At 74.9% G+C, this 23,898-nt stretch carries 15 protein-coding genes and 1 pseudogene; 9 read left to right on the top strand and 7 right to left on the bottom strand.

What is annotated here, in order from left to right; translation table 11 throughout:
• Window positions 1–69: 69 nt before the first annotated feature.
• The 3 genes from ABZ887_RS47460 to ABZ887_RS47450 all read left to right on the top strand — a co-directional run bounded on the left by ABZ887_RS47460 (window position 70) and on the right by ABZ887_RS47450 (window position 6,255).
• A complete protein-coding gene (locus ABZ887_RS47460; RefSeq protein WP_361305269.1) occupies window positions 70–3,477 on the top strand; it encodes a BTAD domain-containing putative transcriptional regulator in 3,408 nt (1,135 codons plus the stop codon).
• A gap of 238 nt (window positions 3,478–3,715) precedes the next feature.
• Window positions 3,716–5,554, top strand: a complete 1,839-nt coding sequence (locus ABZ887_RS47455; RefSeq protein ID WP_361305267.1) for a serine/threonine-protein kinase — start codon at window positions 3,716–3,718, stop codon at window positions 5,552–5,554.
• Complete coding sequence (locus ABZ887_RS47450; RefSeq protein WP_361305265.1) at window positions 5,551–6,255, top strand: hypothetical protein; 705 nt, start codon at window positions 5,551–5,553, stop codon at window positions 6,253–6,255. Before ABZ887_RS47455 ends, ABZ887_RS47450 begins: the two co-directional genes overlap by 4 nt.
• On the opposite strand, the gene ABZ887_RS47445 is transcribed toward ABZ887_RS47450, so the two are convergent.
• From ABZ887_RS47445 to ABZ887_RS47435, 3 genes are all read right to left on the bottom strand, one after another.
• Window positions 6,240–9,716 carry a BTAD domain-containing putative transcriptional regulator gene (locus ABZ887_RS47445; RefSeq protein ID WP_361305263.1) on the bottom strand — a complete coding sequence of 1,159 codons (3,477 nt, stop codon included), beginning with the start codon at window positions 9,714–9,716 and terminating at the stop codon, window positions 6,240–6,242. The two genes, ABZ887_RS47450 and ABZ887_RS47445, sit on opposite strands and share 16 nt — an antisense overlap.
• Window positions 9,717–9,826: 110 nt before the next feature.
• Entirely contained in the window at window positions 9,827–10,366 is a 540-nt protein-coding gene (locus ABZ887_RS47440; RefSeq protein ID WP_361305261.1) for a GtrA family protein, read from the bottom strand.
• A gap of 46 nt (window positions 10,367–10,412) precedes the next feature.
• Window positions 10,413–11,099, bottom strand: a complete 687-nt coding sequence (locus tag ABZ887_RS47435; RefSeq protein ID WP_361305259.1) for a PepSY domain-containing protein — start codon at window positions 11,097–11,099, stop codon at window positions 10,413–10,415.
• Between the two features lie 136 nt (window positions 11,100–11,235).
• Between ABZ887_RS47435 and ABZ887_RS47430 the strand changes: the two genes are divergently transcribed.
• On the top strand, window positions 11,236–11,913 hold the full coding sequence (locus ABZ887_RS47430; protein ID WP_361305257.1) for a response regulator transcription factor: 678 nt from the start codon (window positions 11,236–11,238) through the stop codon (window positions 11,911–11,913).
• Window positions 11,906–13,363 carry an ATP-binding protein gene (locus tag ABZ887_RS47425; RefSeq protein WP_361305255.1) on the top strand — a complete coding sequence of 486 codons (1,458 nt, stop codon included), beginning with the start codon at window positions 11,906–11,908 and terminating at the stop codon, window positions 13,361–13,363. Before ABZ887_RS47430 ends, ABZ887_RS47425 begins: the two co-directional genes overlap by 8 nt.
• Window positions 13,364–13,460: 97 nt before the next feature.
• Here ABZ887_RS47425 and ABZ887_RS47420 read toward each other — a convergent pair whose 3' ends face one another.
• Entirely contained in the window at window positions 13,461–13,793 is a 333-nt protein-coding gene (locus ABZ887_RS47420; RefSeq protein ID WP_361305253.1) for a hypothetical protein, read from the bottom strand.
• A 119-nt stretch (window positions 13,794–13,912) separates the two neighbouring features.
• Between ABZ887_RS47420 and ABZ887_RS47415 the strand changes: the two genes are divergently transcribed.
• Both ABZ887_RS47415 and ABZ887_RS47410 read left to right on the top strand, forming a co-directional pair.
• Entirely contained in the window at window positions 13,913–17,218 is a 3,306-nt protein-coding gene (locus tag ABZ887_RS47415; protein WP_361305251.1) for a BTAD domain-containing putative transcriptional regulator, read from the top strand.
• A gap of 70 nt (window positions 17,219–17,288) precedes the next feature.
• Complete coding sequence (locus ABZ887_RS47410) at window positions 17,289–18,125, top strand: hypothetical protein (RefSeq protein WP_361305249.1); 837 nt, start codon at window positions 17,289–17,291, stop codon at window positions 18,123–18,125.
• Window positions 18,126–18,145: 20 nt separating this feature from the next.
• Here the strand turns inward: ABZ887_RS47410 and snpA are convergent, their stop codons facing one another.
• Window positions 18,146–18,997: a snapalysin gene (gene snpA, locus ABZ887_RS47405; RefSeq protein WP_361305247.1), complete on the bottom strand. Its 852-nt coding sequence runs from the start codon at window positions 18,995–18,997 to the stop codon at window positions 18,146–18,148.
• 1,031 nt (window positions 18,998–20,028) lie between these two features.
• Here snpA and ABZ887_RS47400 point away from each other — a divergent pair.
• Together ABZ887_RS47400 and ABZ887_RS47395 are read left to right on the top strand one after the other, a co-directional pair.
• Window positions 20,029–20,451, top strand: a pseudogene (locus ABZ887_RS47400) (carbohydrate binding domain-containing protein); the annotation flags it as partial.
• 216 nt (window positions 20,452–20,667) lie between these two features.
• A complete protein-coding gene (locus ABZ887_RS47395) occupies window positions 20,668–21,456 on the top strand; it encodes a BTAD domain-containing putative transcriptional regulator (protein ID WP_361305245.1) in 789 nt (262 codons plus the stop codon).
• On the opposite strand, the gene ABZ887_RS47390 is transcribed toward ABZ887_RS47395, so the two are convergent.
• Both ABZ887_RS47390 and ABZ887_RS47385 read right to left on the bottom strand, forming a co-directional pair.
• Window positions 21,416–23,674 carry a bifunctional polysaccharide deacetylase/glycosyltransferase family 2 protein gene (locus tag ABZ887_RS47390; protein WP_361305244.1) on the bottom strand — a complete coding sequence of 753 codons (2,259 nt, stop codon included), beginning with the start codon at window positions 23,672–23,674 and terminating at the stop codon, window positions 21,416–21,418. The two genes, ABZ887_RS47395 and ABZ887_RS47390, sit on opposite strands and share 41 nt — an antisense overlap.
• A 14-nt stretch (window positions 23,675–23,688) precedes the next feature.
• Window positions 23,689–23,898 (bottom strand): hypothetical protein (locus ABZ887_RS47385; RefSeq protein ID WP_361305242.1); only part of this gene is annotated, 210 nt, incomplete at its 5' end.

Here is a 23,898-nt window from a genome sequence, read left to right as displayed (position 1 = left end):
CCGAGCGCCCCGGGACCCGAGCCCCGCGGGGCCGCCGGGCTCCGGGTCGGTGTCCTCGGTGGACTGACCGTGACCCACGACGGGCGGGCCCTGAGCCTCGGCGGGCCCCGGCCACGCGCGGTCCTCGCGCTGCTGGTGCTGGCACGGGGCGCCGTGGTCACCGGCGACCGGCTGATCGACGCGGTGTGGGGCGAGGGACCGCCGCCGAGCGCGGTCGGCGCCCTGCAGGCGTACGTCTCGCGGCTGCGCAGGGAACTGGAACCGGCCCGGCCGGCCGGCAACCGCAGCGGTGTCATCGTCTGGGAAGGCGCCGGTTACGCGATCCGTCTCGCCGCGGACCAGGTCGACGCCTGGCGGTTCGAAGCGCTGCTCAGACAGGCCGGGCAGGCCCAGGCGCCGGCGCGGCGGACGGCCCTGCTCACCGAGGCGCTCGCGCTCTGGCGGGGCCCGGCCTTCGCCGGGTTCGCGGACGGGCCGTGGGCACGGGCGGAGGCGGTGCGCCTGGAAGAACTGCGTGAGGTGGTACGGGAACAGTTACTGGCCGCCCGCCTGGAGTGCGGGGAGCACACCGAGGCGCTGCTCGCCGAGGCCGAGGACCTGGTCGCCGGACAGCCCCTGCGCGAGGAACGCTGGTCCCTGCTGGCCCTCGCCCACCATCGCGCCCACGGTCAGGCCGACGCCCTCGCCGTGCTCCGCCGCGCCCGCCGCACCCTCGCCGACCGGCTGGGCATCGACCCCGGCCCCGCGCTGCGCGGCGTCGAGGCCGAGATCCTGTCCCACGCGCCGCGTCCCGCCGCCGCCCTGCCGTCCGCGCAGCCCGTGCCCGCACCCGCGTCGGGGAATGCCTGTACGTCCGATCAACTCATTGAGCGGGAAAAGGAGTTGGCCGAGCTGCGGCACTGCCTGGCGGACGCGATCGCGGGCCGCGGCGGGCTGGTGTGCGTGCGCGGCCCGGCAGGGATCGGCCGGAGCGCACTGCTGGCGGAGGCGGGGCGGCTGGGCAGGGAGTGGGGCGTACGGGTGCTGGACGTCGGTGGGGGTGCGGGGGTCCGCACGGGTGCGGAGGCCTCCCCGGATACCCGTTCGCGTGATCCCCACGACGTCGTGCGCCGGTTGCTCGACGAGGTGGCCGCCGGGCACGACGGCACGCTGTCGGCCACGGTCACGCCGGTTGTGGGCGGGCGGACCGCCGACGGGGCCGACGGTTTCGACGTCCTGCACGGGCTCTACCGGATCGTCGAGCGCCTGGTCACCGACGGCCCCCCGGCACGGCGGCCGCTGCTCCTCCTCGTGGACGACCTCCAGGCGTGCGACACGGCGTCCCTGCGGTTCCTGGCCCATCTGCTGCCGCGTGTCCAGAACCTGCCGATCCTCGTCGTCACCGCGCTGCGCGCCGGGGAACCCCCGGACCGGAGCGAGAGCGAGCAGGTGCTGGCCGACCTCGCGCAGGACCCGACGGTGGTGCACATCCGGCCCGAGCCGCTGAGCGCGGCGGGCGTCGCCCGGCTGGTACGCCGGCTGCTCGGCGGCACGGTGGACGAGGAGGTCGTACGTGCCTGCCAACGGGTCTCGGCCGGTCTGCCGCTGCTGCTGACCCACGTGCTCGGGGCCCTGGAGCCGGTGGGGCCGGGGGCGGACCCGCGCACCGTGGCGGAGTCCGGCGTCCGTGCCGTCTCCGACCTCGTCCTCACCGCGGTGGACGGGCTGCCGTCCGCCGCCATGGCCGTCGTACGGGCGGTCGCGGTACTCGACGGCGGCAGCGTGGGCGGCGGCGGCGGTGACGGCGCCAGCGGTGACGGCGGGGCCTCGCTGCCGGCGGTCGCCGCCTTCACGGACCTGTCCGAGCAGGACGTGGCCATGGCGACGGCGGCCCTGGTACGGGCGGAAGTGGTCCGTGACCAGTACCCGCTGGCCTTCGTCCATCCCCTGGCCGGCGAGGCCGTCCTGCGGACGGTGTCGCCGGCCGAGCGTCCGGCCCTGCACGAGAGGGCGGCCAGGCTCCTCGACCGTGCCGGTGCGGCCGAGGAGCGGACCGCCGCGCATCTGCTCCTGGTCCCCTACCGGGGCGACCCCTGGGCGGTCGGCGTCCTGCGCGCCGCCGCGGCCCGCGCGACCGCCCGCGGCGCGCACGACGCGGCCGCCACCCTGCTGACCCGCGCGCTGCTGGAGCCGCCCGCGCGGGACGTCCGCCCCGAGGTGCTCCTCGAACTGGGGCGGGCCGAGGCACTCGTCGACGGGCCCGCGGCCGCCCGGCACCTGCGGGAGGCGTACGAGACGTCGTCGCCCCCGCGCGCCGACGCCGCGTGCCTGCTCGCACAGACCCTGATCTACACCGGCAGGCCCGGCGAGGCGGCCGAGTTCGCGGCCCGGGCGGCGACGGAGCTGCCCACCGGGCGGACCGCCACGGAAGGTGCTGTCGACGGCGGGGTCGACGGTACGGACGACGGCCCGGCCGACGGTACGGACGACGAGCGGCAGGGGCTCGTGGCCCTGGCGCGGCTCGGTGCCTTCACGCACGGGCTGTACACCGTGGGCACCGGCGGCACGGACGTCCCGGTGCCGCCTCCCGTCGGGGACGGGCCCGGCGCCCGCATGCTCGCCGCCGAGGCGGCGAGGGACGCCACCGCGTGGGGGCTGGACCGCGCGGCAGCCGTCGCCGCGGCCCGGTTCGCGCTCACGGACCGAGTGCTGCTGCGCGGCGGGAGGGTGCTCTCGTGGTGCACGGCGGGCGTCGTCCTGCACCTGGCCGACGAGGACGTCAGGCTGCTGTGGGACGAGACGCTGACCTACGCCGGGCAGCGGGGGTCGCTGGTCGGGACGCTCTCGGCGCACCTGTGGAACGGGTTCACGCAGTGGCGGCACGGCGAGCTGCACCAGGCCCGCCGGTCACTAGGGACCGCGCTCGAACAGTTCGGCGCGTGGGGGGTCACGCCCGGTGCGCCGCAGTGCCGCGCGTTCCTGACCGGGGTGCTGCTGGACCTCGGGGACATCGCCGGCGCGCGTGCCTGCCTGGAACGGATGAGGGCGAGCGCCAAGGGCGCCGAGGGGGCGCGGTTGCGTGGGGAGAGCGAGGCGCGGGTGCTGATCGCCGAAGGCCGGTACGCACCGGCGCTGGCCGCGCTGGACGGCGTACGGCATCTTCAGCCGGACGTGGTGAACCCGGTGTGGTGGGACGGGGATCTGCTGCGGGTACGGGCGCTGACCGGGCTGGGGGAGCGGGGCCGGGCCGAACGGCTGGCGCGGGAGCAGCTGTCGCTGGCCCGCCGGTGGGGCGCGCCCGGCACCGTCGGCCGGGTGCTGCGGCTGTGCGGCGAGGCACGCGGGCCGGACGGCGGACCCGAACTCCGCGAGGCGCTCGCCCTGCTGGCCGACGGCCCGGCCCGCCTCGAGTACGCGCGTGCCCGGCGGTCCCTGCACGCGCTGGCCGGTGGGGAGAGCGGGCAAGACGGCGTCGTACGCCGATTCCCCCCTGCGTGACCGGCGTACGACGCACCGTCGGGACGAGAATCCGACGGCCGACTTGCGATCGGCTTGCAAGCGGTTCGCAAGACCGATGGCGCATCATCCGTTCCGCGCACGAAACAGGCACACCGCGACCACGAACCAGACACACCACGCGGCACAGAGCACACAGCACAGAGCAGACACCACACAGCACACGCACCGCGACAAACCGACGGGGGCGGCCCGGGGGACGGGCCGGGGGGCGAAGGACATGGGCGACGCGACACGCGCCGGGGACCAGTGGGCGGTCTCCGGCTACACACAGGAGAAAGAGCTGGGCGCCGGGGCCAGCGGGCGCGTGGTCCTGGCCACGCACGACACGACCGGCACCCGGGTGGCGATCAAGTACCTCGCCGACCAGCTCCGGGACGACCCGACCTTCCGCGAGGTGTTCCGCGCCGAGGCCCGGCTGCTGGGCGAGCTCCGCTCCCCTCATGTCGTGGAGCTGTACGAGTACGTCGAGAGTCCGCGCGGCGCCGCCATCGTCATGGAACTCGTGGACGGCGTCCCCCTGCGCAGGCTGTTGCGGGAGCACGGCGCCACGACTCCCGAGGCCGCGCTCGTCGTCCTCAGGGGCTCGCTGCTCGGCCTCGCGGCCGCGCACGCGGCGGGGGTCGTGCACCGCGACTACAAGCCGGACAACGTCCTGGTCGCCGCCGACGGTTCGTCCAAGCTCGTGGACTTCGGCATCGCCGTACCGAGCGGGGTGGCCGCGAACGCCTCCGGCACCCCGACCTACATGGCACCCGAGCAGTGGACCGGCGGCGCGGCCGGACCGGCGACCGACGTGTACGCGGCGACGGCGACCTTCTTCGAGTGCCTGACCGGCATGAAGCCCTACCCGGGCAAGACGCTGGCCGAGCTGGCGATCCAGCACATCGAGGCGCCGATCCCGGACGAGCTGGCTCCCGAGCCGGTGCGCCCGCTGATCCGCAGGGGCCTGGCCAAGACCCCCGAGGAGCGCCCGGAGAGCGCGGCGGCGTTCGTCGCGGAGCTCGAAGCCGTCGCGGGGACCGCCTACGGCGAGGAGTGGGAGGAGCGCGGCCGGCGCGAACTCGCCGCGCTCGCCGCCCTGTTCTTCCTCTCCTTCCCGACGGCGGACGGTGCCGCCTCGGGTACGACGGCCCTGGCCACGACCACCCTCGGGGCGGGCGCCCGCCGGATGCCCCGCCGGAGCCGGAGGATGCTGGCCGGACTGACGGCAGGGGTCGTGCTGGTGGTCGGCGGGATCGCGGCGACGGCGGTCGCCACCGGCGCGGGCGCCGGGCACCACAGGACGGACGACGCCGGGTCCGCATCCAGTACGGGGCCGGACGGATCCGGCGACGGGACCGCTCCGAGCGGGTCGGACGGCTCCCCCGAAGGGAGCCCCTCGGCGTCGGACGGTTCCTCGTCGCCCTCGGCGAGCGGGTCGCCCTCCGCGTCGGCGTCGGCGTCCGACGGCGACAGCGCCTCGCCCGCCGGGTCCGCGTCCGATGGCACGGGCGGCGGCACGGGAGGCACGGCCGGCACCGGTGGCGGCACGGGAGGTACGACCACCACGGGCGGCACGGGAACCGCGGGTGGCAGCACCTCCGGCGGCGGCACGACCACGACGGGCGGCGGCTCCACGGGCGGTGGTGGTACGACGACGAGCGGCGGCGCCACGACGACGTCCGGCGGCTCCACGAGCGGCGGCAGCACCTCCGCGCCGCCCGCGCCCACCCTCGACGTGAAGTCCGTGCAGATCAACGTGGTCGGCCCGATGTCGGCCGCCTGCACCATCGTGGCCTCCGTGAGCGTGACGACGGACGGCGCCGCCGACGGCACGCTCTATCTCAGCTGGTACACCGGCGACTCGCCCCGCGTCATGGGGACGGTCGTGGCCACCGACCCGGTCGCGCTGCCCCAGGGGAAGACGCAGATCTCGGGCCGCTACACCCACGCCTTCGCCATCCCGACGCGCGACGCCTACCTCGGTGTCAGGGTCACCACCGACCCGGCCGCCGACTCGGGCAACGGTTCCTTCCAGGCCACCGCGGCCCCCGTCGATTGCGACCCGCCCCGATGAGCACACCTCCCGAGGACCCCCGACTGCGGTTCGTCCGTACCGATCCGGCGGCGTCCCGCCCCCGCCCCGACGACCCCGATCTCACAGTCACCCTCCCGCCGGCGGAACCGGCCGCGACCCTGCACCTCCCGCCTTCGGCGGCGGGAGCGGAACCGGCGGCGATCGCGGCCGAGGGGGAGACCCGTTTCGGGCCCGGGGTGCCCGGTACGCAGGGCACGGCCGACGACCGTGCGACGGGCATCTGGCGGGGCACGCTCCCCCCGGACGGCCCGTCGGGGGCGACCGTCCGGCGCCGTCGGCCGTGGTGGCGGCGCGAGCTGCCGTCGTTGTTGGTGGTGGTCGCCGTCGTGGTGGCCGTCGTACTCGGCATGCGCTCCTGCACGGCGGCCCGGTCACCGCTGCACGTGGTGGGGGCCACGGTCACCGCGCCCGCGGTCGGCCGCTGTGCGAAGACGGTCGTCGTCACCGGCGTCCTCAGGACCGACGGCAACCCCGGCACCGTCGACTACCGCTGGAAGCGCAGTGACGGCACGGCCTCCGCCGTCCTCCACCAGGAGGTCGGCGAGAACGTCCGGAGATCGGAGGTCGTCCTGCGCTGGAGCTTCGACGGCCACGGCACCATGAAGGCCACCGCCACGCTCGAAGTGCTGTCGCCGGACCCGGTGACGGCGGCGACGAGTTTCACCTACGCCTGCTCCTGACCGCGGGTGTCATGCGCGGCGGCCTCCGCGGCGTCCATGGCGGCCACCAGACCTGCCGCCCCGCACTCCCGTGCGATGGACCGCCCCCGGCTCAGGAGGGCGGCGGACTCCCCCTCCGGCGCGTGCCCGGCGAGCGCGTACAGCGCACGGGCGTGCTCCAGGCGTGCCGGACCGGGCGCCAACAGGGCGACCGCCTCTCGGAGTTCGGGCCCGCCGTCCGGCCCGCGCAGCTCTCCGGCGATCCGCAGCACCCGCCCCACCGTGCTGGGCGCTCCCCATCCGCGGGCGACCGCCAGCTGCTCCTCGGCCAGGGCCAGTGCCTCGGTCCGCCGGCCGGCGCCCGCGAGCGCCCGCACCCGCAGCAGCGACCACGGCCACCACGCGGGGTTGGCCTCGGCGGGCTGGAGGTGCCGTACGTCGTCGAGGGCGGCCAGCGCCTCCTCGTACCGCCCCTCCGCGCTCAGCACGCCCGCCTCGCTCTCCCCGAGCAGCCGCCGGCCCTCCGCGCCCCGGATCCAGCCGCGCATCCGCTCCAGGCAGGCGCGGGCCCCGGCGGTGTCGCCCAGGTCGAGCAGGACGGCGGTCAGGAAGGTACGGCCCTGTGGGGCGCCGGGGGCGAGGCCCCAGATCTCCGACTGCCCGACCGCGGTCTCCAGGGAGCGGCGCGCCGCGAGCAGGTCGCCGTGGTGCCACTGGGTGAAGCCGCGCCACAGGTGCGTGGCGAGCACGGAGAACAGCGAGCCGCGTTCCACGGCGCGGGCCACCGCGGCGTCCCAGAGCCCGCCGACCTCCTCGTCGGCGAGGTGCAGCACGATGCCCGCGGTGTAGAAGAGCATCTCCTCCCCGGCCGCCTGGAGCACGTCGTCGGCGACGGCGAAGCGGGCGAGCGCGACGGCCCGGGGCCGGTCGCTGCCGTCCGAGGCCAGCTCCCGGGCGAGGTTGGCGGCGAGCATCCGGGCGCCGGGGCCCTCGCCCTCGACCACCGGGTCCTCGACGGTCCGCCACAGCTTCTGGTCCAGGCCGTGCATGAAGCCGCTGATGCGCTCCAGCGCCAGCAGCCCCTGCCGTTCGTCGCTCAGCCCGGCGGGCAGCTCCGCCGCCGCCCGGCGGGCGAACTCGGTCGCCTGGCCGTGGCCGCCGGCGAAGACCAGGATCCGGGCGAGCAGCAGGGCGGCGGCCGCCCTGCGCCCCGGGTCGGTCAGGGTGTCGTACGCCTGGCGCAGATGCTCCACGGCGGCCGGTCCGTTGCCGAGCATCTCGGCGCGCCCGAGGTCGAGCAGGACCTCGGGGCGGCGGTCGGGGGCGGGCGGTTCGTCGAGCGCGCGGGTCAGGTAGGTGGCGGCGGCGTCGGGGGCGCCCCGGCCCGCGGCCTCCCGGGCCGCCGCGCGGAGGACCTCCACCACGTCGGGGTCGCCCCGGTGCGGGGCGAGCAGCAGCTGGGCCGCCGTGCGTTCGGGCGGCGCACCGGCGGCGGACAGCGCACGGGCCGCCCGCTCGTGGCACAACTGCCGCTCTCCGGGAGGCAGTTCGCGGTAGACGGCCTCCCCGACCAGGGGGTGCACGAAGGCGTAGGGGTGGCCCTCGCGCAGGATCTCGGCCTGGACGAGCGGCTCGATCGTCTGTGCCGCCTCCGTCTCCGGCCGTGCCATGAGCGCCGCCACCGCGGCGAGCGTCGCGGCCCCGTCCCCGAGCACGGCCACGGCCTGCGCCGCGTCCCGTGCCGCTGCGGGCAGCCGCGCCATCCGGCCGAGGACCAGCCCGGACACGGCCTGAGCGCCTGCCTCCGCGACCCCGCCGCTGTGCGCGGCGTCGGGCCGGGTCCCGCGCGCGTGCAGGGCCCGCAGCAACTGGCGCAGCAGCAGCGGGTTCCCGGCCGTGGCGCGATGGCAGGCCGCCGTGAACTCCTCCTGCGGCTCCTCGCCGAGCGTCCGGCGGACGAGACCGGCGACCCCGCTCGCCGTCAGCGGGGTGGGCCTGATCCGCACCACCGAGGGGTCCGTCGTCAGCGCCTCGGGCAACTCCTCGCCCTGCTGCGGCTCCCCGGTGCGCAGGGTGACGGCGATGAGCACCGGCAGCCCTTCCAGGCGGCCCGCCAGATACGCCAGGTACCGCACCGAGCCGCTGTCGCACCACTGGAGGTCGTCCACGGCCAGCACCAGCGGCCCTGCCGTCCGCACCAGCTTCCGCGTCAGCTCGTACAGCCCGTTCAGCACCGCGAAGCTCTGCGGCTGCGGCCCGCGCACCGCTCCGAAGACCGCCCCCGCGGCGACGGCGGCCCCGGCGAGGAGCGACTCCTCGCCGTCGCTCACCACCCGTTCGAACAGCTGGCGTACGGCCCCGTAGCCGTAGTCCTTCTCCCGGGGGCTGCCGGTCGCGGTCAAGGTGGTCACCTGCCGCGCCGCCGCCAGCCCGGCGACCTCGCCCAGCAGACGGCTCTTGCCGATGCCGGCCGGGCCCTCGACGAGCACCACGCGGGGCTTGCCGTCCAGCGCCGAGCGGAGGCTGTCGCGCAGCTCGGCGAGCTGGGGGTCGCGCTCCACGAGCGGGTCGGTCCGCGGGGCGGTCCGAGGGGTGGTGTGCGGGTCGGTCCGTGGGGCGGTCGGCGGGGCGGTCGGCGGGGCGGTCCGCGGGGTGGTGTGCGGCACCCGGCGGGCCAGGGAGTCGAGGGCGGGGGTGCCGGAGGCCGGGGTACCGGTGGCCGGGGCGTCGAGGGCAGGGTCCTGGGCCAGGATCCCGGCCTCCAGATCGCGCAGGGCGGCCCCCGGGGCGGTGCCGGGTCCGGTGGGCAGCAGGTGCCTCGCGCGGCGGAGCGTGTCGAGGGCGTCGGCCTGGCGGTGGGCCCGGTAGAGGGCGAGGGCGAGAAGACGCCGGCGTTCCTCGCGGAGCGGGTCCTCGGCGACCAGGGATTCGAGTTCGGGCACCAGGACGGCGTCCTCGCCCCGGGCGAGGCGGGCGGCGAGCAGCCGTTCGCGGGCCAGCTCCCGCAGGTCGGCGAGGCGGGCCGCCTCCCGGTGGGCCCAGGGCTCGGCGGCGTACTCCGCGTAGGCCGGGCCCCGCCACAGCGCGAGCCCGGACTCCAGGACGGCCACGGCCTCCGACGGCCGGCCCGCGTCGGCGTGCGCGGCGGCGGACCGCAGCGCCTCCTCGAACCGCCAGGCGTCCACCGCGTCGGCCGCCAGCCGCAGCGCGTACCCCGCCCCCTCGCTGACGATGACGCCCCCGCGGGCCCTCGCCGCCCGCTCCGGCTCCAGGCAGCGCCGCAGATGTGAGACATGGGCCTGCAGCGAGGCGGCGGCGCGGCGCGGCGGCGCGCCGCCCCAGACCCCTTCGACCAGCCGGTCCCGGGTCACGACCGAGCCCCGGGCGACGATCAGCAGGGCGAGCACGGCCCGTTGCCGTCGTCCGCCCAGCTCCAGCGGCCGGGCCCCGAACGCGGCCCCGACCTCACCGAGCACCGACATGCGCAGTTCGTGTGGCGACACACACCGCATCAAACCAGAACATCCATTCGCCGCTGCCGCACGTGTTGCACGGAGGTCCGGCGATCGATCCCGGCGGTCGACCCCGGCGATCAACCGGGCGCGGAACCAGGCGCGGAACCGGGCGCGGAATCGGCGAAGACGAACAGCCGCAGCACCAGGAAACGTCCGGCTCCGGCGAGCCCGGCGGCGCAGAGGTAGACGGCCTGCTCGGAAAGGATCCCCGGCGACGGCCGCACCGTGTGCAGAACGGCGGTCGCGGCGCAGGTCACCGTGTAGGCGGCAGCGGCCGACCCCGCGGACTGCCAGTGCCGGCGCCATCCGGCGCGCCGCCCCGCCCCGAAGGTGAAACGTGCGTGGAGCTCCGTACACAGGACGGTGGAGACGGCGGTGATCAGCGCGTTCGCCACCATCCAGGACATCAGGGCGGCGCACAGCGACACAGCGGCACTGGAGGCGACCCCGACCCCGCCGCCGCACAGGACGAAACGGGCGAAGGCGGTGGCCGGACCGGGAACGACCGGTTTCCACCGTGTGTCGCTCCGGTCGGCCGCCGTCCGCCCCGTCCGCTCTGTCCGTTCCGTCCGTTCCGTGCGCCCCGTCTCCGGCCTCGCCGCGAGCGGCGACTTCATGGGTTTCCTCCGGACGGGGCAGTTGTGGACCTCGGGGGCGGGACCGTCAGCTCGTGGTGTCCGAGGTGGCCGGTGCGACGGTGTTGCCGGTCACCGTGCCGGTGGCGCCGTCGATGGTGACCAGGTGCCGGACGCCGTCGGTGCCCAGCACCTCGACCTCCCACGCGCTTCCGCCGCCCTGCTCGGCGACCACGCGCAGCGCCTCCGTCCTGCTGCCGGGCACCGCCTTGCCGGCCGCCTCGATCGCCGCCGTGGCCGACACCGTCGGAAGCGGCGCAGGCGCGAGGGTCCCCGAGGTGCCGCTCTGACCGCTCTGACCGCTCTGGCTGCCCTGGCTGTTCTGGCTGCTCTGACCGCTCCCGGAGCCCTGTCGGCCGTCGCCACCGGGTCCGGACGCGCCGTTCCGGCCGTCGTGCCCGCCTCGTGCCTGCCCGTAAGCACCCTGTCGGCCGTCGCCGCCGCCCGCCTGTCGGCGGTCTGCCGTGAACTTGCCGTGGTCGCCCTTCCCGCCGTGGTCGTGGAAGACGACCGCGGCGGTACCGCTCGCGGCCGCGGCCGCCAGGAGAACCGCGACGCCGAGGACGGCCCCGCGGCGCCGGGTGACCCGGGGAAGGCGCGCCCGGAAGTTCTTGACCGGCTTGGCCGGCTCCGGCAGCGCGACCGGCGCGTCCGCCGTCGACTCGGGCTGCGGCTGCGGCTGCGGCTGCGGCTGCGGCGGTTCGGGTTGGGACATGCGCGGGCTCCTGATCGCCTCGACCGGCCCGGTGCCGGCGGCTGCGCTCAGCTTGGAACGCCGTTGCTGAAGCCAGGCTGAAGGTCGCTGAAGACGTCTTCAGCCGCCGCACGTCCGTCGTGCGAGTCTGTATGACGTGCGCGTACTGGTGGTCGAGGACGAGAAGCGGCTGGCCGCCGCCCTGCAGCGGGGTCTCAGGGCCGAGGGGTTCACCGTCGACGTCGCCCACGACGGGAACCAGGGACTCTGGCTCGCCCTGGAGCACGACTACGACGTGATCGTGCTCGACATCATGCTGCCCGGCCTCAACGGCTACCGGGTCTGCGCCAGGCTGCGCTCGGCCGGGAGCGACACACCGATCCTGATGCTCACCGCCAAGGACGGGGAGTACGACGAGGCCGAGGCCCTGGACACCGGTGCCGACGACTTCCTGTCCAAGCCGTTCTCCTACGTCGTCCTGGTCGCCCGGCTCCGCGCGCTGCACCGCCGTACCGGCCACCGGATCCCTCCGGCGTTCCGGCTCGGCGACCTGGTGATCGACCCGGCGGGCCACACCTGCGTCCGCGGCGGCAGCGAAGTCCGGCTCACCGCACGGGAGTTCGCCATCCTGGAGTACCTGGCCCGGCGGGCCGGCGAGGTGGTGTCCAAGCGCGAGATCCTCGAACACGTCTGGGACTCGGCCTTCGAGGCGGACCCCAACGTCGTCGAGGTCCACGTCAGCGCCGTACGCCGCAAGATCGACACGGCCTTCGGTCGCTGCGCCCTGGAGACCATCCGCGGCGCCGGCTACCGGCTGGCGGCCGACGGTGGCTAGGGCCCGGCCGGGAGGGTTCGTCCCCCGCACCGGCGAGGTAGCGGCCGCGATCCGGCGGCTGCGCTTCGCCGCCGTGAAGCTCGTACGGCACCCGTGGCCGGGATCGGTGCGGGCCCGGGCGACGCTCGGGGCGACCGCGGTCGTCGCCCTCGCCCTGACCGCGGCCTCCTTCGCGCTGTTCGCCCTGCTCCACTCCGACCTCCAGCGCAACGCCAACGACGCGGCCACCGCGCAGGCGGACACCGTCGGTCAGCTGGCCGCCGAGGGCAAGCTGCCCGACCTGCTGCCGCTCTCCCACGGCGCCGACTTCATCCAGGTCGTCGACAGCAGTGGGCGCGTGGTGGCCGCCAGCCAGAACCTCGCCGGCCGCCCGGCCGTCGCCCACCTGCGCCCGCACGAGGGCAGGCTGCGCGCCACCTGGTCCGGCGAGCCGTTCGGCGAAGGGCACCGCCAGCGGATCGTCGCCGTCACCGCCCGGACCCCCAGTGGCACGGTCACCGTGTACGCGGGTACGTCGCTGCGGGACGCGGACGCGGCCGACGAGATCACCAAGGCCGCGCTGGGCATCGGCACACCGCTGCTGCTGGCCACGGTCGCCCTGGTCACCTGGTGGGTGACCGGCCGGGCCCTGCGTCCGGTGGAGGCCATCCGCTCCGAGGTCGCCGAGATCACCGGGCACGCGCTGCACCGCCGCGTCCCCGTGCCGGCCGCCCAGGACGAGGTGGCCCGCCTCGCCCGCACCATGAACGCCACGCTCGACCGCCTGGAGGACGCCGACGTCCGCCAGCGCCGGTTCATCGCGGACGCCTCGCACGAACTGCGCAGCCCCATCACCGTCCTGCGCACCCAGCTGGAGGTCGCCCTCGCCCACCCGGACCCGGCCCTCTGGCCCGACCTGGTCAGTGACGCCCTGGAGGACACCGTCCGGCTCCAGGACCTCGCCGCCGACCTGCTGCTCCTCGCCCGCCTGGACACGGCCGAACCGGTCAGCCGAGTCCCGCTGGACCTGGCCGAGCTCTGCCGTACGACCGTTGCCGCGCGGCACGGCGACCGGCTCCCCGTCGACACCGGCCTGCAACCCGGCGTCACCGTGGAGGGCAACCGCGGCTGGCTGGTCAGACTCCTCACCAACCTCCTCGACAACGCCCAACGGCATGCCGACCGCCGCGTCGAACTGGTGCTGCGTGCCGACCCGGACGCCGGGACGGCCGTACTGGAGGTGACCGACGACGGCCCCGGCATTCCGGAGGCCGACCGCGAGCGGGTCTTCGAGCGCTTCACCCGCCTGGACGACGCCCGCAGCCGGGACCACGGGGGAGCCGGCCTCGGGCTGGCCATCGCCCGCGACATCGCCCATCAGCACCACGGCACCCTCCGCGCCGAACCCCGCCCGCACGGCGCCGCCATCGTCGCCCGCCTCCCGCTGCCGCCGTCCGGAGCGCGCCCTTGAGACCGGCCGACCCCGTCTGACCGCGACCCCGACCCCGATCCCGGCCGACCCCGACCCCGATCCCGGCCGACAGCGGTCCGCATCAGCCTTCTCGCCGTCACGGTCCGACCGCGTCCACGACGACGTGCCCTGCCCGGCGGTCCGCGCGGAGCACCGCCCGGGCCGCCCCGAGGATCTCCTCGTCCATCTCCGGCCCGCGGGCCAGCACCCCGAGCAGCCGGGTCCGCCACACGTCGGGATCCGTCTCGTACGCGTGCAGCACCCGTAGGCCGTATCCGCCCCGCACGCCGCCGCCGCCCTCGGACAGCCGTCGGCGGACCGTCTCCCGCAGGACGGCGTGGAGGTCGTGGACGACTCCTCGCGAGGTGCCGGTCAGCCCGGCCGCCGCCCCCGTGGCCAACGCGGTCGCCACCAACTCCACTTCGGTCACGAGGACCCCCTTCGGTTGTGCGGGTTGTGCGGGTTGTGCGATGTCGTGCGCATCACTGTGTCCGGGGGTGCTGCAATTCTGATGAAATTCCGATGACGCGGGCGGGCGGAGGCGCAGGGGTGGACGACGGGTCTCCTCAGGTGCTGCGGTTCGACGTGCTGGGACCGTTACGGGCGTGGCGGGGCGGGACACCGCTGGAGCTGGGGCCGGTCAAGCGGCAGACCGTGCTGGCCGCGCTGCTGCTGCGCCGAGGGGCCGTGGTGAGCCATACGCGGCTGCTCGACGCCGTGTGGGGCGAGGAGCCGCCCGCGGGCGGCCACAAGGTGCTGCCCACCCATGTCAACTCGCTGCGCAGGGTGCTCGATCCGGGACGCACCCCGCCCGCGGAGTCGGTGATCCGCAGCGGCAAGGGCTGGTACCGCTTCGTCGTCGACGGGGTCGGGCTCGACACGGCGGACCTGGACGAACGGGGCGGCGCGGCGCTGCGTACCGTCGCGTCTGGCGACCTGGCCGCCGCGGCGGAGCAACTCTCCGCGGTCCTCGGCCTGTTCCGGGGCGAGCCGCTGGCCGGGCTGCCGGGACCGTTCGCGCAGGAGGAGCGGCAGCGGTGGGAGGAGCGCCGGCGGACGTTCCGGCTGGAGCGGCTCAAGTGCCTGGTCCTGCTGGGCCGGTTCGGCGACGCCCTCGACGACCTGAGCGGACTGTCGGCGTCCTCGGCGTTCTCGGCCGCCGACCGCTACGACGAGTCGCTGACGGCCTTGCGCATCCGGGCCCTGTACGGCCACGGACGCCGGGCGGAAGCGCTCAGAACCTACGAGGACCTGCGCATACGACTGCGGGACGAGCTCGGAGCCGATCCCGGCGAGGAACTGCGCCGGGTGCACGAAGCGGTACTGCGCCAGGACGACACCTTCCTCCTGCGCCCACCTCCGTCGGTGCTCCCCGCATCGCGCAAGAGCACCGTGCCGGCCGAACTCCCGCACGACACCCCGGGGTTCGCCGGCCGCAGCGGCGAACTCGACCGGCTCCACTCGCTGCTTGCGCCCGCGGGGGCACACGGGACGGCGAAGACCGTGGTCATCTCCGCCATCGGCGGCGCCGCCGGCATCGGCAAGACCGCGCTGGCCGTGCACTGGGCACACCAGGTCCGCGACCGCTTCCCGGACGGCCAGCTCTACGTCAACCTCCACGGCTTCGACCACGACCGGCAGCCCCTCGAACCCGGCGAGGCCCTGGAACTGCTGCTGCGCAGCCTGGGGCTCGCGGCGGCGGAGATCCCCCCGCACCACGAGGCCCAGAGCCGGGTGTTCCGGACCCTGCTGGCCGACCGGCGCATGCTCGTCCTGCTGGACAACGCGGCCTCCGCCGATCAGGTACGTCCGCTGTTGCCGTCCGGCCCGGCCTGCTGCGTCCTCGTCACCAGCCGCAACCGGCTCGGTGATCTCGTGGCCCACAACGGCGCCCACGCCCTGCCCCTGGATCTCCTGCAGCCGGACGAGGCCCGCGCGCTGCTGAGCCGGACCCTCGGCACGGACCGGGTCGCCGACGACCGGCACGCGGTCGACGAACTGATCCTGCTCTGCGGCAGCCTCCCGCTGGCCCTGCGGGTGGCCGCCGCCAGGCTCGCGGACGACCCGGCGCTGCGGACGGCCGACCTCGTCGCCGAGATGACCGAGGGCGGCAAACTGGAGGCGCTGGAGCCGGACAGCGACGCCAACTCCCCTTTGCGTACGGCGTTCTCGGTGTCGTACCGGGTTCTGGCACCCGGCGCGCGGCGGCTGTTCCGCCTGCTCGGCCTCTTCCCCGGGGCGGAGTTCACCACCGAGGTCGCGGCGGCGCTCCTGGACGCGCCGCTGTCACAGGCCCGGCGGCTGGTCGGTGCGCTGGTCTCGGCCCATCTGATCGAGCCCGTGACGGCGGGGCGTTACCGGTTCCACGACCTCCTTCGCGAGTACGCACAGGAGTGTGCGACGGCGGAGGAGGCGGCGCCGGACCGTGCGGCCGCCGTGGAACGACTCCTGGTCTGGTACCTGAACGCCACCCGGGCCACCGCGGGGGCCGGGCTCTTTCCCGAGCTGCCCGGCAGCCTCCGCCCCGGCGGGCACCCGGGCCTGCCGTCGGCCGTCGACGCCGGGCCGTGGCTGGACGCGGAACGGGCGAATCTGCTCGCCGTCATCCACCACGCCGCCCACCACGGCCCCCGTCCCGTCGCCTGGTACCTGGCCTCCGCGCTGTTCAGCGACTTCTGGATGCATCTGCCACGGAAGACCTGGCAGACCATCGCGCAGACGGCGCTGGAGGCGGCCGAGGCCGAGGGGGATCCGTTCGGCCAGGCGGCGATGCACTCCAGCCTCGCCGCGGCACGGTGGGACCGGGGGCATGTCCGGCAGGTGATGGAACACGCCTCCCGCGCGCTGGACATCAGCCGGGAGCTCGGCTGGACGACGGGCGAGGCGTCGGGGCTCGGCCTCAGGGGCTTCGCGCAGTGGAGCATGGCGCGCCTCGACCGTGCGCACGACGATTTCACCACCGGTCTCCGCCTCTTCCGCCAGACCGGGCACCGCTACTTCGCAGGTTTCGGGATGGTCGGCCTCGGTATGGCCTGCCGGGATCTGGGCCGGCTGCACGAGGCCGCCGGCCACCTCGAACGTGCCGTCCGCCTGGAGGCGGAGGTCAGCTGGTGGAACGCCAGCTCGGCCCTGCAGATCCTGGGCGGGGTGTACTGGGAACTCGGCCGTCTCACCGACGGACTCGACCTCCTCGGCCCGGAGGTGGCCTCTGACCGGCGGGCGGGCTACCGCGACGGCCACGCGATGATGCTCGCCGCCCTCGCGAAGATCAGCATCGAACTCGGCCGCCACGAGAAAGGGCTGGAGCAGGCCGAGCGCGCGTACGCGCTGGTCGAGGAGACGAAGCGGCACTGGGTCCAGTCCGGCATCCTCAACACGGTCGCAGCGGCCCGGCGACGGCTGCGGCAGCCGGACCTGGCCGTTCGGGTCGGCGAGCAGGCCCTCGCCCTGGCCCGCGAGGCACGGTTCGCCCGGGCCGAGGCGGACAGCCTCCTGTGTCTCTCCCTCACCCACCACGAGACGGGCCGGTACGACGAGGGCCGCCGCCATGCCGAACAGGCGCTGGCCCTGGCCCGCGCCCACTCGTTCCGCGTGGTGGAGGGCCAGGCCCTGACAGCCCTGAGCGAGACGGCGGAGGCCCAGGAAGCACCCGGCAGGGCCGTCGAGCTCGGCCGGCAGGCCCTGGCCGTGCACCGCGAGACCGGCCACCGGCCCGGCGAGGCCCGCACCCTCATGTCGCTCGCCCGCGCCCACCGGAGGACCGACGGCGCCGCCGCCGAACTGATGGGACGACAGGCAAGGACCATCTTCTCGGACATCGGCGTGCCCGAGACGGAGTACGAGGGCCGTGCGTAGGGCGCGACCTGCCCCGGTCGTGGCTCGGGTGCGTGCCTAGGCTGGTGGCCACCACCGAGGGAGCCGCACCGTGTCCATCCGCCCCAGCCTGCTGTTCGTGACCGATCTCGCCTACCAGGCCCGCGGGCGGCGCTACTGCGACGAGGACATCCACCTGACCTCCCGGCTGCGCGGCGCCTTCGACCTCGCGCTCTGCCACCCCCTGGACGCCGCGGCGCTGATGGACGCCTTCGACGCGGTCGTGGTCCGCAACAGCGGCCCGGTGCTGCACTACCAGGAGGCCTACGACGCCTTCCGGGAGAAGGCCGCCGCACAGGGCACCCTGGTCTACAACCCGCTCTCCGGGCGCGGCGACATGGCCGGCAAGCAGTACCTGCTGGAGCTGACGGCCGACGGGTACCCGGTGATCCCCACCGTCGACCGGCCCCAGGACCTGCACCTGCTGCCCGAGGCCGGACGCTACGCGGTCAAGCCGAAGGCCGGAGCGGACTCCATCGGTCTCGCCTTCGTGCCCCGGGACCGGCTCGGCGGCCTCTCCTACGGCGACATCCTGGTGCAGCCGCGTATCGACTTCCGGTACGAGGTGTCCTTCTACTACATCGACGACGCCTTCCAGTACGCCCTCCACGCCCCCGACCCCGACCGGCGCTGGGTCCTCGAGCCCTACGAGCCCACCGGCGCCGATCTCGCCTTCGCCGACCGGTTCATCGAGTGGAACACCCTCGACCACGGCATCCAGCGCGTGGACGCCTGCCGTACCCGGGAAGGCGACCTGCTCCTGGTCGAGCTGGAGGACCTCAATCCCTATCTCTCCCTCGACCTGGTCGGCGACCGGACCCGCGACGACTTCGTGGCCGGCCTGACGGCCTCCCTGCACCGGTTCCTGGACGCCTCGCCGCGCGTCTGATCTGAGACGACGGGCCGGTGTCAGCTCCAGGGCAGGCCGAGGAGCACGCGCCACGGACCCTGGCCGGGCATCACCAGCGTCGGTACCTGCTGTACGGTGCCCGGCTGTACGGTGCCCGGCTGGGTGATGCCCGGCTGGATGGAGGGCTGCCGGCCAGTGGGCTGCTGGGTGGTGGGCTGCTGGTTCGCCGTGGTGCCCGGGGCCTGCGCGGCTCCGGTGGCCCACAGCTGGTCGACACGCGAGCGCTCGGCGGCGTTCGGGTAGCGGTTGGTGCAGGACGGGCCGGCGCCGCCGCCCGACATCAGCTCACTGCACGGTCCGCTGTAGTCGTCCTGCAGGCCCAGTACGTGCCCGGTCTCGTGGGCGACGACGCGGACCGAGTCGTACTGCCGGCTCTGGGTGTAGTCGATGAAGATGTAGCCGCTTCCGTGGCCGTTGGTGGAGGCGTAGGACCCGCGCTGGTCGTTGCCCTCGTAGTAGGAGAAGTCGGCACCACCGCTCGACGCCTTCTGGAGTCTGACGTGGGACTCGGAGCTGTTCCAGATCGAGGCCGCGCTCGCTATCTGCGAACGGAAGCTCGGCGCCCGGGAGTCGTCGTAGGTGATGGTCACCGCCTGCGCGTTCGGCTGGGCGGCGCGCTTCGCGGCGACCGACTTGAGCACGGCCTCGAAGAACGCCTTGTTGTCCGCGGCCTCCTCACCCGATCCGTCGTACCGCGCCACGGAGGCACCGGCGGAAGTGGTGGGGGCGGTGGGGGCGGCGGCCGTGCGGGCGCTCGCCGGTGCCGCCGCGCCCAGTCCGCCGGCGGCGAGACCCAGGCCGAGGGCGAGAGCGAGACCCAGGGGTCTCGCGGACGTTCGGGACGAGTTCATGTGGGGGGCTCCTACTCACTCGGTGACGCCGCGGCCCGGTGCGTGGTCGGCTCTGCGTGCACACCGGTTCCGAACTGCGGCGACGTCCTGTGGGTCGACATTCTTAGGACGGCTTCACAGGGAGCGCAAAGGGGTCCCGCCACTACCTCGCCTCGTAGGTCCCGGAGCCGTGCCGGGACGGTGTGCGGGTCTCCGGTCCGCGCAGCGCGGCGGGAGGAGAAGCTGACGTGACGTCAGAAGCCTTGCGGTGCAGGGTGGTGGACGTGTGAGGCGGCCGGGTGGAAATCCGGGGCATGGGTCGGGGTCCGTATTCGCGCCAAGACGGACAAATAGCTAAATGTCCGCCACTTCGCGTCTACTAAGCGCGCCGGTGGATTGGCCGAACCCTGTGACCGACGTCATAGAACATGGTCTTCCGGTTATTTCGTGCTTTACCGGCCCCGGGCCGGGCTCCCCCGGCGCGGCCGTCGGCTGAACCCCGGGAGCGGGCGGTGCGTATGAATTCCGCGGGGGCAGCTCCGGTCTCTGCCCCGGGTCGGAAGGAGAGCGCCGTGCCCACACCGCCCGCGTCCGAGGCACCGGACGACCGCACCGCGCTGGAGCCCATCCGCGTGCTGCGCCCGCGCAACACCGACGCGCTGGCCCAGCTGCTCGTCGACATACGCCAGGACAAGGACTACCGCGGCGACGCGACCGCGACCGTGGCCGCACCCGCCGCCCGCACCCCGGCCGACGGCGAGACGGAGGAACTCCCGCCCGTCCGCGCCGGTGAGACGGCGGAACTTCCTCCCGTCCCCGGCAGGAAGGCGGAGGAACGTCGCGCACCCGACGGCCGCACCCGCCCGTCGCGTCCGGCGGACCGCCCCCGCCTGGGGCCCGGACAGCGCCGGGCGGCCGTGGTGATCGGGGTCGCCGCGGCGGCCGTCGTCGGCTTCGGCTGCTCCCTCCTGATCCCCGGCCGCACCGAGGCCACCCCGGCCGCTCCGCCGGCGAGCGCGTCGGCCGCCCCGACATCGGCGGCCCCGACCTCGGCCGCCCCGGGCGAGGCAGGGGCCGCCGGCGTCCTGGCCAACCCCGGCTTCGAGTCGGGCGGCCTCTCGCCGTGGAACTGTGCCGGCAACCCGGGCTCGATCGTCTCCTCCCCCGTCCACTCGGGCTCCAAGGCCCTGAAGGGGACGGTGAGTTCGAGCGACACCGGGCAGTGCGACCAGACCGTCGCGGTACGGCCGGACACCACCTACTCGCTGAGCGGCTGGGTCCGCGGCTCCTACGTCTACCTGGGCGTGAACGGCGGCGCCTCCACCTGGGCCGACTCGCCCTCCGGATACAGCCGGCTGACCGTCTCCTTCACCACGGGCGCCGCCCAGACCAGCGCGACGATCTACGTGCACGGCTGGTACGCACAGGGCGACTACCTCGCCGACGACATCACCCTGGACGGATCCGGCGACGGCCACACCTGAGCGCTCCGCCGACACAGCGGTGACGCCCCCGTGACGGCACCCCGTTCCCCGAGCGTCCAGGGCCCGCCCGGTCCGCTGAGCGGAAAGAGGCATGACACCTGCCCCCGGCCTGGTCACGCTGGCTGCCTCAGGCACATGCGGAGGGCATGGCAGACGGCACCGGCCGCTCGACCTGCGGCCGCGACACGGGGGAACGGACGACGACTGATGGCCCGGAACGAACGGACGGCGGAGCCGCGAAGAGACCGTACGACGGCACGGGAACAGGAGCGCGCCGTACTGCGCCTGTTCGGCACCTTCCGGCTGGAGGGAGCGAACGGGGACGTCGCCGTGCCGGCGAGCGCACAACGGCTGCTGGCCTATCTCGGACTGCACCGGGGCGCGCCCCGTTCGGTCGTCGCCGGGACACTGTGGCCCGACGTCACCGAGGAGCACGCGCACGGCAGTCTGCGGACGGTGCTCTGGCGGCTGCGCCGGATGCGGCAGCCGGCGGTCCGCACCGACGGCGACAGCCTGTGTCTGGCGGACGGCGTCCGCGTCGACGTCGACGACTTCACCCGCGCGGCACTTGGACTGACCGGTTCCGCACCGGCTCCGGGGGACACGCCGTCCCCGCTCGTCCTCCTCGACAGCGGTGAACTGCTGCCCGGCTGGGACGAGGAGTGGATCCACCCGGAGCGGGAGCGGCTGCGCCAGCTCCGCCTGCACGCACTCGAGTCGCTGAGCGTCCGGCTCACCGTCCGCGGCTGCTACGCGCTCGCGCTGGAGGCGGCCCTCAGATGCGTCGCGATCGAGCCCCTGCGCGAGAGCGCCCACTGCGCGGTGGTGGCCGTCCACCTGGCCGAGCACAACATCGTGGAGGCCATCCGGCACTACGAGGCGTTCCGGCGCCTGCTCGACGAGGAACTCGGACTCGAACCCTCACCGCGCCTGGCCGGCATGTTCCCGCACCGGGTCAGGGAGCGGTACCCCGAGACGGGGCTGATACGACGGTGACGTCCTCGCCGGGGGTCTCCGCAGCCGCCGGTGTCCGCAGGCTGCCGTAGCGCTCCATGCGCTGCCAGCGCAGTCGCGAGCCGGACACGGCGGTGAAGACGGACTGGACGACCACCAGGTACATCAGCTGGCGGTGGACGAACTGCTGCAGGGGCAGGCTCCACAGCGGGCCCGGGCGTTCCCCGTCCAGTCGGAACGCGTACAGGGCCATCAGCAGTTGCAGCAGCAGGAAGGCGAGCCAGAGCGCGGTGATCCGCAGCGGGTCGAGGAAGACCAGGCCGTAGAGGGCGAAGACGTCGACCACGGGGGCGAGCAGCGGCAGCAGGACCTGGAAGAGGAGGAGGTACGCCAGGCCCCGGCGGCCCAGCTTGCCGGCGGCGCCGCCCTGCACCAGCGCGCCCCGGTGCTTCCACATCGCCTGCAGGGTGCCGTAGCACCAGCGGTACCGCTGCCGCCACAGGGCGCCGAGCGACGCGGGCGCCTCGGTCCAGGCCACCGCGCCCTCCTCGTACACCACACGCCAGCCGGCCCGGCACAGCGCCATGGTGAGGTCGGTGTCCTCGGCGAGGGTGGCGTCGCCGACCCCGCCGAGGGCGAGCAGGGCCCGGCGGCGGAACGCCCCGACCGCTCCGGGCACGGTCGGCATGCACTCGGCGAGGTCGAACAGGCGGCGGTCCAGGTTGAAGCCGACCACGTACTCGATGTGCTGCCAGCGGCCCAGCAGGCCACCGCGGTTGACGACCTTCGCGTTGCCCGAGACGGCGCCGACGCCGGGGTCGGCGAAGGGCTGCACGATCGTGCGGACGGCGTCGGGTTCGAAGACGGTGTCGCCGTCGACCATGACCACCAGGTCGCAGGAGGCGGCGGCCAGGCCGGTGTTGAGCGCGGCGGGCTTGCCCGCGTTCCGCTGCCGGATCACCCGCACCCCCGGCAGCCCCAGGGACTCCACCAGGTCGGCGGTGCCGTCGGTGGAGCCGTCGTCCACCACGATGATCTCCACCGGATGGTCCGAGGCGACCAGGGAGCGTACGGCCGCCTCGATGCCGGCGCTCTCGTTGTACGCCGGGACGATGACGCTGACCGGCTCGGTCACCGGCGGCCCCCACGGTCTGGCCCGGCGCCCGGTCCGCAGCCGTCGGTGCCGCCGGGCCGCGACCAGGACGACGGCTGCCCGCAGCACGCTGATCGCTCCGGCCGCGTACATCAGCACGCCCAGCAGCCGTATGGTCCAGTCGCCGAGCTGGAGCATCCTGATGAGGGCCATGCCCTGGAGGCGGTCGCCCGGTCCGGCGGGCTGGACGGGGCCGGCCATGCCGACCGCGGCGCCGACCGTCTCGAACCGGAAGCCCTGCGCCTTCAGCCGGGGGATCAGGGTGTTCAGGGCGGCGACCGTCTGGGAGCGGTCACCGCCGGCGTCGTGCATCAGCACGATCTGCCCGGCCCTGCCGTGCGGGGTCGCGTTCGCCAGGACGCGGGCCGTGCCCGGGCGCTGCCAGTCCTCGGCGTCCAGGGTGGAGAGCACCGTGACGTACCCGGCCGTGCCGGCCTGCTTCAGGACGGACCAGTCGGCGTCGTCCAGCGCGTCGTTCTCCGAGGAGTACGGCGGCCTGAGCAGCCCGGTGGTGACACCGGCCGCCCCGGCCACCGCCAGCTGGGTCTCGCGCAGCTCCAGCGAGCGCTGCCAGGGGGCGAGACGGGAGAGGTCGGGGTGGGTGAAGGTGTGGATGCCGATCTGGTGGCCCTCGGCGACGATCCGCCGGACCAGTTCCGGGTGGGCCACGACCTGGGTGCCGACGACGAAGAACGTCGCGTGCACATGGTTGCGGCGCAGCACGTCGAGGATGCGGGGCGTCCAGACGGGGTCGGGGCCGTCGTCGAAGGTGAGGGCGATGGTGCGGGCCTTCGGGCGGGCGGTGTGCGGGGATCCGGCCGCGTCCGCGATCACGGGCCCGCCGTGGGCCACCTGTCCGGGCACGGTGTCGGCACGGCCCCGGGGGCCGGTCACGTCGTCCGAGGTGATCCCGAACATGTGGTGGGTGTAGCCCTGCAGCAGGAGGGCCGCCGACAGGGTCACCACCAGCACGCACAGCAGCAGCCAGTGGGTGCGGGGGGTGACCCGGGGGGCCCTGGAGGCCCCAGCGGTACGGCCGCGGAGGCGGGGTACGGCGGTGCGGCGGGATGCGGCGGAACGGCGCCGGCGGTCGGTCGGGGCGGTCACGTCAGGGCCTCGGGTCACTTCACGGGCTTGTGGGACGCGGCGTTGGCGCGCCCCTTGGCGGAGGGCGCGTCGGTGCCGGTGGGGGCACCGGCACCGGCACCGGTGGTCGGGCTTGCGGTCGTGGTCGGGGTGGCGGTCGCGGAGGTGGTTGCGGTGGGCGTCGCGGTGACCGCGGACGTGGCCGCGGCGGTGGCGCAGGGCTTCGCGGCGGAGACCGCCTCCAC

Source organism: Streptomyces sp. NPDC047061, from assembly GCF_040643955.1.
Classification (GTDB): domain Bacteria; phylum Actinomycetota; class Actinomycetes; order Streptomycetales; family Streptomycetaceae; genus Streptomyces.
This window is presented reverse-complemented; position numbering and strand designations above follow the sequence as displayed.

What these genes read in the sequence shown, in the direction of transcription:
- ABZ887_RS47455 (WP_361305267.1), top strand. Translation starts at nt 3,716, where the DNA reads ATGGGCGACGCGACACGCGCCGGGGACCAGTGGGCGGTCTCCGGCTAC.
- ABZ887_RS47450 (WP_361305265.1), top strand. Translation starts at nt 5,551, where the DNA reads ATGAGCACACCTCCCGAGGACCCCCGACTGCGGTTCGTCCGTACCGAT.
- ABZ887_RS47445 (WP_361305263.1), bottom strand. Translation starts at nt 9,716, where the DNA reads ATGTCGGTGCTCGGTGAGGTCGGGGCCGCGTTCGGGGCCCGGCCGCTG.
- ABZ887_RS47440 (WP_361305261.1), bottom strand. Translation starts at nt 10,366, where the DNA reads ATGAAGTCGCCGCTCGCGGCGAGGCCGGAGACGGGGCGCACGGAACGG.
- ABZ887_RS47435 (WP_361305259.1), bottom strand. Translation starts at nt 11,099, where the DNA reads ATGTCCCAACCCGAACCGCCGCAGCCGCAGCCGCAGCCGCAGCCGCAG.
- snpA (WP_361305247.1), bottom strand. Translation starts at nt 18,997, where the DNA reads ATGAACTCGTCCCGAACGTCCGCGAGACCCCTGGGTCTCGCTCTCGCC.
- ABZ887_RS47395 (WP_361305245.1), top strand. Translation starts at nt 20,668, where the DNA reads ATGGCCCGGAACGAACGGACGGCGGAGCCGCGAAGAGACCGTACGACG.